The sequence below is a fragment of the Curtobacterium sp. NPDC092190 genome (assembly GCF_044755625.1).
Lineage (GTDB): Bacteria > Actinomycetota > Actinomycetes > Actinomycetales > Microbacteriaceae > Curtobacterium.
Genome location: NZ_JBIVRJ010000002.1, coordinates 596667 through 612854, shown reverse-complemented (window position 1 = coordinate 612854; position 16188 = coordinate 596667). Strand labels below are relative to the sequence as shown.

Annotated in this window: 6 protein-coding genes, 1 tRNA gene and 1 other RNA gene; 3 read left to right on the top strand and 5 right to left on the bottom strand. The window is 73.4% G+C overall.

Annotation, left to right across the window (positions count from 1 at the left end; genetic code table 11):
• Positions 1–92: 92 nt before the first annotated feature.
• Positions 93–8018, bottom strand: a complete 7926-nt coding sequence (locus tag ACIQFY_RS07125) for a choice-of-anchor G family protein (protein WP_400339020.1) — start codon at positions 8016–8018, stop codon at positions 93–95.
• A gap of 464 nt (positions 8019–8482) precedes the next feature.
• Positions 8483–8579, bottom strand: an RNA gene (gene ffs / locus ACIQFY_RS07120) — signal recognition particle sRNA small type.
• Positions 8580–8615: 36 nt separating this feature from the next.
• Between ffs and ACIQFY_RS07115 the strand changes: the two genes are divergently transcribed.
• Positions 8616–9290 carry an SDR family oxidoreductase gene (locus tag ACIQFY_RS07115; RefSeq protein ID WP_066655180.1) on the top strand — a complete coding sequence of 225 codons (675 nt, stop codon included), beginning with the start codon at positions 8616–8618 and terminating at the stop codon, positions 9288–9290.
• Positions 9291–9540: 250 nt separating this feature from the next.
• Here ACIQFY_RS07115 and ACIQFY_RS07110 read toward each other — a convergent pair whose 3' ends face one another.
• Both ACIQFY_RS07110 and pta read right to left on the bottom strand, forming a co-directional pair.
• On the bottom strand, positions 9541–10737 hold the full coding sequence (locus ACIQFY_RS07110) for an acetate kinase (RefSeq protein WP_251154631.1): 1197 nt from the start codon (positions 10735–10737) through the stop codon (positions 9541–9543).
• A gap of 75 nt (positions 10738–10812) precedes the next feature.
• A complete protein-coding gene (pta, locus tag ACIQFY_RS07105; protein ID WP_400339017.1) occupies positions 10813–12921 on the bottom strand; it encodes a phosphate acetyltransferase in 2109 nt (702 codons plus the stop codon).
• Between the two features lie 122 nt (positions 12922–13043).
• On the opposite strand from pta, the gene ACIQFY_RS07100 reads away from it, so the two are divergent.
• Positions 13044–13131 (top strand) — tRNA-Ser (locus ACIQFY_RS07100).
• Between the two features lie 346 nt (positions 13132–13477).
• Positions 13478–14122 (top strand): hypothetical protein, encoded by a 645-nt coding sequence (locus tag ACIQFY_RS07095; protein WP_251159564.1) that lies wholly within the window; start codon positions 13478–13480, stop codon positions 14120–14122.
• Between the two features lie 40 nt (positions 14123–14162).
• Here the strand turns inward: ACIQFY_RS07095 and ACIQFY_RS07090 are convergent, their stop codons facing one another.
• Complete coding sequence (locus tag ACIQFY_RS07090; RefSeq protein WP_400339014.1) at positions 14163–16154, bottom strand: helicase HerA-like domain-containing protein; 1992 nt, start codon at positions 16152–16154, stop codon at positions 14163–14165.
• Between the last annotated feature and the right edge of the window lie 34 nt (positions 16155–16188).

The following is a 16188-nucleotide window of genomic DNA, read 5'->3' as shown; positions in this document are numbered from 1 at the left end:
TGGAAGGGGCGACGAGGGACGGGACGACACCGCGCCTCCCGGCCGTCGTGACGACGGACGAGAGGCGCGGTGCGGTCGGTGTGGGCGGACGGTCAGGCGCGCCCGCGGCGGATACGGCGTGCCAGTCGGGAGAGACCGAGCAGCAGGAACCCGAGGACCACCAGGCCGCCGGCGGCACCCGCGAGCGGAGCGACGTCCGCGCCGGTGAAGGCGAGGTCGCGACCGGAACCGTTGCCGGATCCGGATCCGGATCCCGTGCCGTTGCCCGTGCCGTTGCCGTTGCCGTTGCCGTTGCCGAGCGATCCGTTGCCGGCACCGAGACCCGATCCGTTGCCGGTCCCGAGACCCGATCCGTTGCCGGTCCCGAGACCCGATCCGTTGCCTGTCCCGAGACCCGATCCGTTGCCGGTACCGATCACTCCGGTACCGGTGCCGGCTCCGTTCCCGGAGCCACCCGGCAGGCCTGGCTGTCCAGGCTGGCCCGGCTGGCCCGGCTGCCCCGGCTGGCCCGGCTGCCCCGGCTGCCCCGGCTGCCCCGGCTGCCCCGGCTGCCCCGGCTGGCCCGGTTCACCGGGCTGACCCGGCTCTCCAGGCTCCCCGGGCTGACCAGGTTCACCGGGCTCACCGGGCTCACCGGGCTGGCCAGGCTCCCCAGGTTCACCGGGCTGACCAGGTTCACCCGGCTCACCGGGCTCACCGGGCTGGCCAGGCTCCCCAGGTTCACCGGGCTGCCCAGGCTCACCCGGCTCACCCGGCTCACCAGGCTCCCCAGGCTCACCGGGCTGGCCAGGCTCCCCAGGCTCACCGGGCTGGCCAGGCTCCCCAGGCTCCCCGGGCTGGCCAGGCTCCCCAGGCTCCCCAGGCTCCCCAGGCTCACCGGGCTGCCCCGGCTCACCGGGCTCTCCTGGCTGCCCCGGCTCACCCGGCTGGGCGGCGACCACCACCACCGGCACCGTCTGGGCGGCGGACGTGGCACCCTCGACGGTCTGGGTCACCGTGAAGGTGTGCGAACCGACCCCGAGCTCCACGGACACCGACCAGGATCCGTCGGCAGCCGCGGTCGTCACGACGGGGTCTCCCGCGTCGCTGCGGACCGTGACGGTCGCACCCGGGTCCGCCGTCCCGGTGACCTGCCAGGTGGCGGTGCCGTCGGCACCGGCCGTCTGCCGGGCCCCGGGCAGGGGCGAGGTGACCGTCAGGGGGTCGGCGACCCGGACGACGATCGGCACGACCTGCGAGTCGGAGCTGTCCCCGTCCACGGTCTGCGTCGCCTGCAGCGTCCAGTCACCGGCCGGGACCTCCTCGAAGGTGACGCTCCAGCGACCGTCGCCGCCGGCCGTCGTCGTCCGGACCTGCCCGGTCGAGAGCCGGACCTCGACCGCGGCGTCGGCTCCGGCCGTCCCGGAGACGGGCACGGTGGTCGTGCTGTCGAGCCCGGGGGCCTCGAAGAGGCGACCCGGGGTCGGGTCCGTGATGACGACGTCGTCCTCCTGCGCGGCGACCACGCTGATGCCGCTGGTCACCGGGGCCGAGGTGGCCCCGCCGACCGTCTGCGTCGCCGACACGGTGTGGTCGCCGACCGGGACGTCCGGCACGGTCACCGTCCAGGAGCCGTCCGAACCGGCCGTCGTCGACACCGTGGTGCCGTCGATGTCGACCGTCACGGTGGCGCCCGGCTCGGCGGCCCCGCTGACCGGCACGGAGACCGTGTCCTGGTCCGTCGGGAACACCTGGCCGTCCGCGGGGGCGGTCACCTGCAGCGGGGCCACGGCGGCGACGGTGAAGGCGACGTCGGGTGCTGCGGTGGTCCGACCGTCCACGGTCTGCGTGGCGGAGGCGGTGTGGCCGCCGAGCGCGACGTCCGGCACGGTGACCGTCCAGTCGCCCTCGTCGTCGGCCGTGGTCGCGACGGCGGTGCCGTCGTCGATCGTGACCGACACCGTTGCGCCGGGCGCTGCCGTGCCCACGACCCGGACCGGCGTGGTGTCACCGACGATCCGGACCGTGCTGCCGGCCGCCGGCGTCGTGATGACGACGGCGTCCTCGTCGGCGACGTCCACGGTCACGTCCACCACGACGGGGTCGGAGGTGGTGCCACCGACCTCCTGGCCGACGGTGACCGTGTGGTCGCCGGGACCGACGCCCGGTACGACCGTGTCCCAGGTGCCGTCGTCACGGACGGGCACCTCGATCGGGTCGCCGTCGTCGACCACCACGGTGACCGTGCCACCGGGCTCGCCGGTGCCCGCCACGGGCAGGTCGACCGTCGGGTCGGACGCCGGCACCGTGACGACCTGGTCGTCGGTCGGCGTGGTGACCGTCAGGGGCGCGCCGGCCTCGACCGTGAACGTGTTCACGACCGGACCCGAGGTGGACCCGTCGACCGTCTGCGTCGCCCGGACGGTGTGCTCGCCCGTCGCGACGCCGTCGAACCGGACGCTCCAGGTGCCGGCGTCGGTCGCCGTCACGGTCTGTGCGACGCCGTCGTCCAGGGCCACGCGGACCTCGGCACCGGGCTCGGCCGCCCCGTTCGCGACGATCGTCGCGAGGGAGTCGTCCTGTGCGACCGTGACGGTGGACCCGTCGGCCGGGGTGGCGATCGTCAGCGGTGCCGCGACCACGACCTCGATGGCGACCGTGACCGGCTGCGACGTGGTGCCGCCGACCTGCTGGGTGACGCTGACGGTCGTGGTGCCCGCGGGGACCCCGGGGACGTCGACCGCCCAGTCGCCGTCCTCGTCGGCCTCGGTCGTGGCATCACGCCCGCCGCCGAGGTCGACCACCACGGTGGCGCCGGGCTCCGCGGTGCCGCGCACCGTGACCGTCGTCGTGGCGTCCTCGTCGGCGACCCGCACCTCGTCCCCGTCCGCGGGGGCGGTGATGACGACCGGCGCTGCCGCGACGACCTCGAAGGGACGCTCGAACGGCGTGGTCGAGGTCGAGCCGGCGACGGTCTGCGTCGCCGACACGACGTGCTCGCCGACCGCGACGTCGTCGACGTCGACGCTCCACGCGCCGTCGTCGCCCACCGTCACGTCGACCGGGTCTCGGTCGTCGACGGTCACCGTCACGGTGGCGCCGGGCTCGGCGTCACCGGCGACCGTGACGGTCGTCGTGGCGGCGTCGTCCGCGACGGTGACGGTGCCCTCCGGCTGCCGGACGACGAGCTCCGCCGCGGCGACGACCGAGATCGGTCGCGTGACGGGGGCGCTCGTGGTGCCGTTCACCGACTGCGTGACCGACGCCGTCCAGGACCCCACCGGGACGTCCTCGACGGTGGTCGCCCAGGTGCCGTCGTCGCCGACGACCGTCTCGGCGGTGCCGCCGTCACCGAGGTCGACGGTGACCGTCGCCCCCGGCGCGCCGGTGCCGGCGAAGTCGACGTCGGTGGTGGCGTCGTCGTCCGCGACCGTGACGGTCGTGGCTCCGGCCGGCGTGGTGACGGTCAGCGGCGCCCCGGCACGCACCGACACTCCGGCGCTGACGGGAGCCGAGGTGATCCCGCCGACGACCTGCGTCGCCCGGACGGTGTGGTCACCGGTCGGCACGTCGGTGAACGTGTGGGTCCACCGTCCGTCGTCGTCCGCCTCGACGGTCGCCTGTTCCCCGGTGGAGAGCGTGACGGTCACCGGAGCGCCCGGCTCGGCCGTACCGGCCGCCACGACGTCGGCCGTACCGGTCGCGTCGGCGACCGTGATGACGTCACCGTCGTCGGGGCTGGTGAGCGCGAGCGGTCGGCCCGCGCGCACCGTGAGCGTCTGCTCCGCACTGGAGGCGGTGGTGCCGCCGACCGTCTGCGTCGCCGTGACCGTCTGCTCGCCCACGCCGACGCCGCCGACGGTGACCGTCCAGTCGCCGTCGTCGTCCGCGGTCGTGGAGGCCTCGGCGTCGCCGACACGGACCGTCACCGGTGCGTTCGGCTCTGCCGTGCCGGACACCGTCACGTCACGTGTGGTGTCCTCGTCCGGGACGAGCAGGACCGCGCCGTCCTCGGGCGACGCGATGAGCACGTCGTCCGCGGCGACGAGCGTGACGTCGCGGGTCACCGGGTCGGACGTCGCCGGGCTGGAGACCCCGCTGGGCAGCGTCTGCGTGACCGACACCGGGTGCGTCCCGACGCCGACGTCCTCGAAGGTGACGGACCAGCTCCCGTCGGCGACGACGGTGGTCGTCGCTCCGGGCTCCTCGCCGTCGAGCGTCGCGACGATCGCCGCGCCGGGCTGCCCGGTGCCGGTGACCGTCACGTCCCGGGTCACGTCGTCGCCGGCGACCGTGATCGCCGCCGTGCCGGGAGCCGTGATGGCGAGGGGCGCCGCAGCGTCGACCAGGAAGCCCACGGGCAGGGCGTCCGTGCTCGCGCCGTTCAGCGACTGTGCCGCGTCGATCGTGTAGTCACCGGGGGCGAGCCCCGCTGCGTCGACCGACCAGGTGCCGTCGCCATCGGCTGCGGTGGTCGAGAGCTCGAGGTCACCGACCGTCACCGTCACGGCTGCGCCGGGTTCGGCGACACCGCTGATCGTCACCGTGGCGGTGGCGTCCCCGTCGACCACGACGAAGCGCGAGCCGCCGGCCGGGCTGTCGATGGTGATGGCGGTGCCCGGGACGACGGTGAAGTCCCGAGTCTCGGTGGGACCGGTCGTGCCGTTCACGGTCTGCACGGCCTCGACGGTGTGCTGGCCGGTCCCGAGCTGCACCGGGTCGAGGACCCAGTTGCCAGCGGGGCCGGTCACGACGACGACGGGTGCTGTCCCGTCGATGCTGACGGAGACCGTCGCACCCGGCTCCGCGGTCCCGCGGACCACGACCGACGCATCGCCGGTGCTCGTGGCGGGGATCTCCTGCCCCTCGGTGGGAGCGGTGATCTCGAGGTCGTCACCGACCTCGATCGAGATGTCCCGCTCGATCGCCGGCGAGGTCTGTCCGCCGACCGTCTGGGTGACCGCCACGGTGTGACCGCCGGTCCCGACGTCCGGCAGGGTCACCGACCAGGTGCCGTCGTCGTCCACCGTCGTCGTGACGGGCGCTCCCTCGTCGAGCACGACGTCGACCTCCGCACCGGGCTGCGCCGTCCCGGTCACGTCGACGTCGACCGTGTCGTCGTCGTTCGCGACCACGGTCGTCGCGCCCTGCACCGGTGCGGTCACCTGCAGCGCTGCCGCGGGGACAACCGAGACGATCCGCTGCTGGACCGGCGACGTCGTGCCGTTCACGGTCTGCGTCGCGGTCAGGGTGTACCGACCGACGGGCACGTCCTCGATCGTCGTCGTCCAGGCACCGTCTCCGTCGGCCGTCGTCGTGGCCGTCAGGCCGCCGCCGAGCGACACCGACACCCGGGCCCGGGGCTCGGCGGTCCCGGTGACGTCGAGGTCGGCGGTCGAGTCGGCGTCCAGGACGGGCACGGTGGCACCGTTCGCGGGGCTCGCGATCGTCAGCGGGGCACCGGCGGCGATCTCGAAGGCCGAGGTGACGGGCGCCGAGGTGGTGCCGGCGACCGTCTGCGTCGCGGTGATGGTGCGTCCACCTACCGGGACCCCCGGGAAGGTGGCGGTCCAGTCGCCGTCGTCGTCCGCCTCGGTGATCGCCGTGAAGGAGCCGCCGAGGTCGACCGCGACGGACGCGTTCGGCGCAGCGGTGCCGGTCACCGTGACCGGGGTGGTCGACGTGGCGTCGGCGACCGTCAGGACTGCTCCGTCGGCCGGCTCCTCGATGGTGATGCCGGGAACGGCGGTGACCGAGAAGTCACGGGTCACCGGAGCGCTCGTCGTGCCGTCGACGGTCTGGGTCGCCGTGGCCGTGTAGTCGCCCGCGGGGACGTCCTCGACCGTGGCGGTCCAGGTGCCGTTCGTGTTCGCCGTGGTGGTGGCGGTCAGACCGTCGCCGAGCGTCACGTCGACGCGGGCACCGCCCTCGGCGGTACCGGTGAGCACGACGTCGCGGGTGTCCCCGACGAGCGGCAGGACCGCATCGGGGGCCGGAGTGTCGATGGTCAGCGTCCGAGCGGCGACGACCTCGAAGTCCCGCGTCACCGCGCCCGAGGTGGTGTCGCCGACGGTCTGCGTCACGCTGGCCGTCTGCAGCCCGACCGGGACCGCGTCGACGGGGACGCTCCAGACGCCGTTGCCGTCCGCCGTGCCGCTCGCCGTCACGTCGTCGCCGATCGTCACGTCGATCCGTGCGTTCGCGGTGGACGTGCCGGTGAGGGTCACCGGGGCCGTGGTCCCGGTGGTGGTGAACTGCTGCCCGGCAGTGGGCGTGTCGATGACCAGCGGACGCTGTGCGACGACCGAGAAGGTCTGCGTCGTGGTCCCCGCGGCGGCGCCGCCGACCGTCTGCGTCGCGGTGACGGTCCGGTCCCCGACCGGGACGTCCGCGAGCGTGGCGGTCCAGGTGCCGTCGGGGTCGACCGTCGCGGTGGCGGTCAGGCCGCCGCCCGCGGCGAGCGCGATGCCTGCACCGGGTTCACCGGTCCCGCGCACCGTCACCGAGCGGGTGGAGGTGTCGGTCGGGACGCTGAACTGCTGCCCTGCCGTGGGTGCGGTGATCGTCGGGGCGACGAACGCCGTGGCGCGCACCGTGGAGGTGGCGAGGTCGACCGTCGCGGCGTTCGGCCCCGGCAGCACCGTGAGGCGCAGGGCGGTCACGCTCTGCGCCCCTGGGTCGTACCCGCGTGGGTCGCGGAAGCGGGGGTCTTCCTGCGCGTTCACCGTCAGGTCGACAACCTGACGGAGCAGGAGCACCACGGGCGAGAGCGCCGTCGCGACGGCGGTCGTGGTGGTGGTGAGCGTGGTGCTGAGCTGGGCGAGGGCGGCGGAGTTCGCCAGGGGCCGCACCGCGGTCTGGAGGGCCGGGACGACGGTGCCGCTGACGAGCGTCCCGAGCACGGGGGCGACGTTGATCCCGAGGATCGTTCCCGTCGACACGGAGACCTGCGGCGTGGCCGCGCCCGACACGGCGAGCGCACCGATGGTCGAGTCGACGGTCACGTTGATCGGCAGGTTGACCGCCCCGGCCGCGCTGAGCGTGGCACTGACCTGGACGCGCACCCGTGCGGCGTCGACCGCGTTCGTGACGGCGGTGCTCAGGGTGGCAGGGAGCCGTGTCCCGAGGATGTTCGTGATGCTGCTGTTGATCGCGGCGACCGCCGCGTCGGTGAGCACGGGGGTGTTCGCCGGCTGGTCGTTGAGCCGCGTCAACGTGTCGAGGTCGACGGTGATCGAACCGGTCGACGGGGTGATGGTCACCGCACCGTCCGTGATCGGCTGTGCGAGGACCCCGTCGATGGTGGGACCGAGGTCGAGGTTCGCGGTCGTCTGGACGCTCGTGTTCCGCACGGACACCAGCGGCGAGAGCAGCGATCCCAACGCCCCAGTGACCGCGTCGGTCGTCACCGCTCCGCTCAGGGCGGTGTTCACCGAGGTGGACAGCGGCGCGACGTTCGCCCGCAGGGTCGTCGCCAGTCGGGACACCGCGGGGCTGGTGAGCTGCAGGTTCGCGCCCGCGATGCGGTAGTCGCTCGCGGTGCTCACCGTCGCACCACGTGTGGCGCTGATCGTCGAGGCGAGCGCGCCCACCTGCAGCTGCGCGTTCGACAGCACGGTCGTGTCCGCGCCGACCCGGGCCAGCAGCGGGTTCAGGTTCAGCGTCGACGCACCGGCCCCGGTGCCGCTCCCGACGCCGATCGCCCCGTCGTCGCCGACGAGGCCGGAGGAACCGCGGGCGCCCGTCTGCGAGGTCGTCGCGAACTGCCCGTCGACACCGAGCGTCAGGATGCCGTTCGCGCCGAGCAGGTCGACGTTGTTCGACAGTCGGACGCCCAGGCTGTTCAGTGCGGTGAGGTCGAGCGGCTGGTTCGTCGTCCCGCCGACCGTGCTCGCGCTGCTCGCGGAGTAGGCACCACGGAGCTGGGCGAGCGCGTCGACGTCGACGATGCCGGAACCGCTGAGCAGGACGCCCTCGGCCTCGGAGACGTCCGTCGGCGCCGCTGCAGCCGGTTGGATCGCCACGGTGGCGGCGAGCAACGCCGTCACCGTGGCGACGACACCGCCGCGCAGGAGGAGGCTCCGGTCACCGGGAGCTCGTCGTCGAGCCCGGTTCCCGTCGCCGGTGATCCATCGTGTCCAGTTGACCGCTCCTGCGGGCACAGGGGTACCCCGGAGCGACACGTGCCTGCGCATGCGTGTCCCGTTTCCTGGCAGGCTCGCCTGCCACCTGATCCTCGGACTCCCCCGCTGGTGAGACGGGAGAGGGTCGGAACCCTGGTTGGGGGTTCCTGGAGGTGATCTTTACACACGAACAGGAACCGCGCACGAGGTTGCGCGAGATTTCGTCGGCGAGTCCGCTCGGCGTACCGGAACCATCGCGGATCTGCCGGAGAACGGCGAGTACTTCCCACGCACAGGACGACACAGCCCCGGAACGAAGAAGACTCCTCACGCACGGGACGACACAGCCCCGGTCGCTCCAGCTGCGTCCTCGCCCGAACGAAGAAGACTCCTCACGCACCCGCCAGAGCCCGGTTACCCTTGCTGCGTTTCCGCCCTGGGGGAGTTGGCCTGGATGGCGTCACGTGAGGAGCCTCCGGAAGTCTACCGGATGCTCCGGGCAGTATCGGACACATGAAGATCGCCATCGCCGGAGGACACGGCCAGATCGCACTGCTCCTCGCCCGCCTGATCACCGACGCGGGCCACGACGCCGTCGCGATCATCCGCAACCCTGCCCACGTGACCGACGTCGAGCAGCAGGGCGCGACGGCCCTGGTCGTCGACCTGGAACAGGTGGACGACGACGAGCTGGCGCTGCGCCTCCGTGGCGTCGACGCCGTCGTCTTCGCCGCGGGTGCCGGGCCGAACAGCGGCGCCGACCGCAAGGAGTCCGTCGACCGCGACGCGGCGATCACCCTGGCGGACGCGGCGGAGCGGATCGGGATCCAGCGGTACGTGATGGTGTCGGCGATGGGTGCTGACGCCTACGACCGCGAGCGTGCCGTGGTGCCTGCCCGGACGGAGGCGGACGTCTTCCAGGTGTACCTCCGGGCGAAGTCGGAGGCCGATGCGAACATCCGGATGCGGAACCTTGCCTGGACGATCATCCGGCCGGGAGCACTGCTCGACACCCCGCCGCAGGGAACGGTGCACGTCGGCCGGACCGTCCCCCGCGGGTCGATCCCCCGCGCGGACGTCGCCGCCCTCGTCCTGCACGCACTGCTCGACGACACCGCCGTCGGGGTGCAGTTCGAGGTGACGAGCGGCAACACCCCGATCCCGGCCGCCCTCCACGCCCTGAGCTGACGCGGGCGGGACGCTGGCGTCAGCGCGAGACGCCGGCGTCAGCGCGAGACACCGTCCACAACGCGAGACGCCGTCGGAAGTGGCGGCGTCTCGACGAGCTGGCGGCGTCTCGACGAGCTGGCGACGCCTCGACGAGCTGGCGACGCCTCGGCGACGGCGCAGCAGCAGGCGCCATGCTGCCCCGAGCCGCGCCGCGCCGCGCCACCAGCCCGACGGCCGTACAGCCCGACGGCCCTACAGCCCGACAGCCCTACAGCGCGACCGCCGCCGACTGCCGGGCGATCTCGAGCTCCTCGTTCGTCGGCACGACGAGCACCGCGACCCGCGACGCGTCGGTCGAGATTAGCCGGGCCTCCTTCGAGTGCAGCTCGTTCCGGTCGGCGTCGACCTCGATGCCCAGGTGCTCGAGCCCGGCGAGCACGCGCCGCCGCAGCAGCGCGTTGTTCTCCCCCACCCCGGCGGTGAACACGACGGCGTCCAGCCCGCCGAGCTGCGCCGTGTAGGCCCCGACGTAGCGGCGGATCCGGTGCCGGTACACGGCGAGCGCCGCCTCGGCCTCGTCGTCGCCACCGAGCGCCGCGTCCTGCACGTCGCGCATGTCGCCGTTGCCCGTGAGGCCGAGCAGACCGGACTGCTTGTTGAGCATCGTGTCGAGGTCGTCGAAGGACATGCCGGCCTCGCGGTGCAGGTGGATGAGCACCGCCGGGTCGAGGTCGCCGGAGCGTGTGCCCATCACGAGGCCCTCGAGCGGCGTGAGCCCCATCGACGTCTCGATCGACCGCCCGCCGTCGATCGCCGCGACCGACGCCCCGTTGCCGAGGTGCAGCACGATCGTCTTCAGCTCGGCCAGCGGGCGGCCGAGGAACTCCGCGGTCTGCTCGGACACGTACTTGTGGCTCGTCCCGTGCATGCCGTACCGGCGGATCCGGTACCGCTCGGCGAGGTCGGCCGGGATCGCGTACGTGTAGGCGTGCGGCGGCATGGTCTGGTGGAACGCGGTGTCGAAGACGGCGACGTGCGGCACGTCCGAGAACACCTGCTTCGCCGCGCGGATGCCCTCGAGGTTCGCGGGGTTGTGCAGCGGCGCGAGGCTGTTCAGGTCCTCGATCTGCTGCTCGACCTCGTCGGTGACGACGGTGGCCGCGTCGAAGGTGGTCCCCCCGTGCACGACGCGGTGTCCGACGACCGCCGGCGGGTGCTCGTCGAACGACGGCCCGACCTTGGCGAAGGCGTCGATCATCGCCTGGAAGCCGGCCGCGTGGTCGGGCACGGACGCCGCGTCGTTCGACGACGACTCCCCCGTCAGCGCGTTGGTGTGCTTCCACGCCCCCGAGGACTCCCCGATGCGCTCGACGAGCCCGGAGGCGAGCGTGCGCTCGCCCTCGAGTTCGATGAGCTGGTACTTGAACGAACTCGATCCGGAGTTGACGACGAGGGCTGCGGTCACGGTGGGGTGCCTTTCTCGGGACGGTCTGGAGGCGCGGTGCGGGCGGGTGGGCTGGTCGCGGTCGGCGATGGTCGGTCAGGCCGCGTCGGTCGCGGTGCCGGCCTGGATGGCCGTGATGGCGACCGTGTTCACGATGTCGCTGACGAGCGCACCGCGGGACAGGTCGTTGATCGGCTTGCGCAGGCCCTGGAGGACGGGTCCGATCGCGACCGCACCAGCCGAGCGCTGCACGGCCTTGTACGTGTTGTTGCCGGTGTTGAGGTCGGGGAAGATGAACACCGTCGCCCGGCCCGCCACGGGCGAGTCCGGCATCTTCGTGCGGGCGACCGTCGGATCGGCGGCGGCGTCGTACTGGATGGGTCCCTCGACGAGCAGGTCCGGGCGGCGCTCCCGGACGAAGGCCGTCCCGGCGCGCACCTTGTCGACGTCCGCACCGGTGCCGCTGTCGCCGGTCGAGTAGCTCAGCATCGCGACGCGCGGGTCGATGCCGAACTGCGTGGCCGTCTCCGCCGACGAGATCGCGATGTCGGCGAGCTGCTCGCTGCTCGGGTCGGGGATGACCGCGCAGTCACCGTAGACGAGCACGCGGTCGGCGAGCGCCATGAGGAACACGCTCGAGACGATCGAGGTGTCCGGCCGGGTCTTGATGATCTCGAAGGACGGTCGGATGGTGTGCGCGGTGGTGTGCTTCGCCCCGGACACCATGCCGTCGGCGAGTCCGAGCTGCACCATGAGCGTGCCGAAGTAGGACACGTCGGTGACGGTGTCGCGCGCGAGCTCCATCGACATGCCCTTGTGCGCTCGGAGCCGCGTGTACTCCTCGGCGAAGCGCTCGCGCAGCTCGGGGTCGAACGGGCTGACGAGCTGCGCACCGTCGAGGTCGAGGCCGAGCTCGGTGGCGCGTGCCCGGATCGACGTCGGCTCGCCGAGGATCGTGAGCTCGCACACCTGTCGCGCGAGCAGCGTCGACGCCGCGTGCAGGATGCGGTCGTCGTCGCCCTCGGGCAGCACGATCCGCTTGCCGTACCCACGCGCGCGGTCGAGCAGCCCGTGCTCGAACATGAGCGGCGTGACGACCCCTGACGGGGTGAGCTGCAGGCGGTCGCGCAGTGCGTCGGCGTCGACGTGCTGCTCGAAGAGCGCCAGTGCCAGGTCGGCCTTGCGGGGTGAGTCCGCGGCGAGGCGCCCCCGGGTGTGGGTGATGCGGAGCGCGGTGTCGTACGTGCCGAGGTCGTTCCGGGCGATCGGCAGCGAGCTCGACAGGCCCTCGAGCAGCCGGGTGATCTGCGGCGAGGTCTCGAACCCGCCGTTGAGGATCACGCCCGCCAGGCTCGGGAAGGTCTCGGACTGGTTCGCGAGCACGGTGGCGAGGAGCACGTCGCTGCGGTCCCCCGGCACGACGACGATCCCGCCCTCGATGAGCCGCGGCAGCACGTTCTCCATGCTCATGCCGGCGACCACCGTGCCGAGGGCCTCCCGGTCGAGCAGCGCCTCGTCACCGCGGACGAGCGTGGCGCCCGTCGCCTCGAGCAGGGCGCGCACCGTCGGCGCCACGAGCACCCGGTCCTCCGGGATGGCCCACACGGGGGTGTCCGGGTGGTCGTCGCGCACGGCGTGCTCCACGCTCTGGACGATCGAGGCCAGGGCGTCCGGGTCCGCACGGTTCACGACGACGCCGAGCAGCTGGGCGTGCGCCGCCCGGAGTTCGCTCGTGGTGACGTCCGCGACCTGCGCCATCGCCTCGGGCGTGCGGACGCCACGCTCCGAGGAGTCCCGACCGCCGAGCACGAGCAGCACGGGCGCGCCGAGGTTCGCCGCGACCTTGGCGTTGAACGACAGCTCGGTCGGGCTGCCGACGTCGGTGTAGTCGGACCCGAGCACCACGACGGCGTCGCACTGCCGCTCGACCTGGGCGAACCGGTTCAGGATCGTGCCGAGGGCGGCATCCGGGTCGGCGTGCACGTCGTCGTAGGTCACGCCGACGGCCTCGTCGTAGGAGAGCCCCACCGCGCTGTGCTGCAGCAGGAGCTCGAGCACGTAGTCCGGCTCGGCCACCGACCGTGCGACCGGTCGGAACACGCCGACGCGTCCGACGGAGCGTGCGAGGGTCTCGAGGACACCGAGCGCGACGGTGCTCTTGCCCGTGTGTCCTTCTGCTGACGTGATGTAGATGCGGGTCGACACCCCTCCAGGCTAGTCGCGGGCACACCGTGCGCTCTGGGAGCCGACGGGGCCGTGGACGGACGTGGTCGTGACCACCCCCGCGAACCTGTACCATGGGGTGTCGTCACCGCGAGGTGGCACGAGGAGAATTCGCCTAGTGGCCTATGGCGCACGCTTGGAAAGCGTGTTGGGTGCAAGCCCTCGGGGGTTCGAATCCCCCATTCTCCGCCAGCAGTACCGAAGGGCGCGTCCAGCAGGACGCGCCCTTCGTCGTTCCCGGGTGGCGCACGTCCCCGTCAGCACGGCTCCCGACCGGCACGGCTCCCGACCGGCGCGGCCCCGGCTGCGGCCCGTGGAGTCCCCCACTCGCGGGACACGATCGCTCCCCGCTCGGCCCGTCCTGGCCAGGAAACGCCCAACGGGGGTGGAACGGGCTGTCCTCCGCCCCCGCTTCGCCCTATCCTGTGCAGACGGACGACCCCGGGACGGGTCGGACACGGTGCAGCGGGCGGCAGGGGCGTCGCCCGCGGGGTGGCAGATCGGTCTGCCCGTGCGCCCGAGGGGTGAGGAGACCCAGGTGGGGGAAGCGACGGTGTCAGCTGCCGGGCGTCTGCGGACGCCGGTCCACGACGTGGTCCTCCGCCCGCGGCGCTCCCTCGTCCGGTCGACCGTCCTCAGCGTGGTCTGCTCCGCCGTCCCCCTCGCCGTCGCGCTCGTCTGGGCCTCGCTGCCGGAGCGCTGGTGGGTCCTCGTCGCCGGGCTCGTCGTCGCCGTCGCCGTGCTGGTCGGGGTCCTCTTCGTCCGACTCGGTCAGGCCTTCCTCGGCATCGACGCCGACGTCGTCGCCCTGAACGCGGTCCTCACCCCGAACCGTCGCATCGCCCGCGAGCGGATCGACCGGCTCGTCGTCACCCCGACGTACGGCGCGTCGCCCGACCGCACCACGCGTGAGCTCCTCGCGTTCGACGCCGACGGCACGCACCTCTTCCGGCTGCGCGGCGACGTCTGGGGCGACGACGCCCTCGACCGCGTGGTCGAGGTGCTGGGCGTGCCGGTCGAGCACGAGCGCCGACCGGTCCACGTCCGCGAGGCCACCCGTCGCTGGCCCACGAGCCGCACCTGGTACGAGCGCCGCGGGGGCGTGCTCGCGGTGGGTGCGGCGACCGCGTGCATCGTCGCCGGCCTGCTCGCCGTCGAGACCGTCGGCCTCCTGACCCGCTGAGACCGGCCGGGGCGACGCGCGGCACCGGGCCGGCAGCAGCTCAGCGGCGGCGGCGGAGCGTCGAGAAGATGCCCCGGACGACCTCCTTCGCGATGGTCTGCCCGAGGCCGTTCCCGAGCAGTCCGCCGAGCGGGTCGTCCGCAGTGCGCCCGGCCGAGCGCGACGTCCGTGTCGACGTCGATCGCGACCGGCGACCCGCCGCTGCCCGCTCCGCGCGTTCGAACTCGCGTTGCGTCCGCTCGTACTCCGCCTGTGCGGCCTTCTGCTCGCGCTCGTCCCGCGCAGCCTGCGCGGCCGCCTCCTTCGCCGCCGCGGTGGCGGCGCGGGCAGCCTCCTGCTCGGCGTCCGCCTGCGCCTGCGCTGCGGCGGCGTCCGCGGCGGCGGACTCCATGCGGGCGGCCAGGAGCTCTCGCGCCGACTCGGGGTCGACGGTGGTGCCGTACCGGGCGAGGAGCGGGGACGAGGCGACCAGCGCCTCCAGGACGTCCGACGGCAGCGCGTCCATCGATCCCTGCGGTGCGCGCAGACGGGTCCACGCCACCGGCGTGGGTGCGCCGTCCTCGTTCATCACCGTCACGACCGCCTCGCCGGTCGCCAGCGAGGTCAGGACCTCCCCCAGGTCGTAGTCACTCGTCGGGTACGTCGACACGGTCGCCCGCAGCGCCTTCGCGTCGTCCGGCGTGTGGGCACGGAGCTGGTGCTGCACCCGCGAGCCGAGCTGTGCGAGCACGTCGTCGGGCAGGTCCTTCGGCGTCTGCGTGACGAACACGATGCCGACACCCTTCGAACGGATGAGCCGCACGGTGCGGACGACCTGCTCGCGGAAGTCCTTCGACGACCCCGAGAAGAGCAGGTGTGCCTCGTCGAAGAAGAACACGAGCGCCGGCCGGTCGGTGTCGCCGACCTCGGGGAGTTCGTTGAACAGGTCGGCGAGCAGCCACATCAGGAACGTCGAGAACACCTCGGGCCGGTCCTGCACGCCCGGCACCTCGAGCAGGCTCACGATCCCGCGGCCGTCCGGGGCGGTGCGCAGGAACGCACGGGTGTCGATCTCGGGTGCCCCGAAGAAGCGGTCCGCACCCTGGTCGGCGAAGGTCACCAGCTCGCGCAGGATCACACCGGCGGTCTGCTTCGACAACCCGCCGAGCTCCGCGAGCTCCGCCTTGCCCTGGTCGCTCACCAGGTGGGTCAGCACGGCGCGCAGGTCCGACAGGTCGACGAGCGGCAGCCCGGCGCGTTCGGCGTGGTGGAACACCAGCCCGAGCGAGGACTCCTGCGTCGCGTTGAGCCCGAGCACCTTGGCCAGCAGGAGCGGACCGAACCCGGAGACGGTCGCCCGGATCGGCACACCGGTGCCCTGCCCGCCGAGGGAGTAGAACTCCACCGCACTCGCGACGCCGCGCCAGTCCTGACCGATCGCCTCGGTGCGGGCGAGGAGCTTCTCGTCCGGCTGCCCGGCCACGGCGAGTCCGGACAGGTCGCCCTTGACGTCGGCCGCGAACACCGGGACGCCGTTCGCGGCGATCTGCTCCGCGAGCAACTGGAGCGTGCGGGTCTTGCCCGTGCCGGTGGCACCGGCCACGAGGCCGTGCCGGTTGAGCATGCCGAGCGGGATCCGGACCTGGACGTCGGGCAGCGGGCGGCCGTTGACGAGGGCACCGAGCTCCAGGGCGGTGCCCTCGACGGCGTACCCGGTGCGGATCGCGTCGACGGCCTCCGGCCCGAGGGGGCCGGACTGCGGTGCGCTCGGCGGTGTGGTCGACGCGATCGTCGCCTCCGGCGTGGTGGTCGCGTCGAGCGGCGCGCGGCCGGGAGGCTCGGTGGCCGTCCCCGGCGTCGTCCCGCGTGCGGCCGTGCTCGCGTCGGGCGCCCCGGTCGCCTCCGGTACCGCGCTCGCGTCGGCCGCGCGGCTGAGCGCCGCCGCGAGCTCCTCGGCCCGACGAGCCGCCTCGTCCGCCAGCCGCCGTGCCTCCTCGGCCGCCGCCTGCGCCGCTGCTGCCGCTGCCCGTGCCTGCTCCACCGCGTCGGTCATGTCCGCAGCCTACGGACGCGTCGACCCTCCGGTC

What these genes read in the sequence shown, in the direction of transcription:
- ACIQFY_RS07090 (WP_400339014.1), bottom strand. Translation starts at nt 16,154, where the DNA reads ATGACCGACGCGGTGGAGCAGGCACGGGCAGCGGCAGCAGCGGCGCAG.
- ACIQFY_RS07115 (WP_066655180.1), top strand. Translation starts at nt 8,616, where the DNA reads ATGAAGATCGCCATCGCCGGAGGACACGGCCAGATCGCACTGCTCCTC.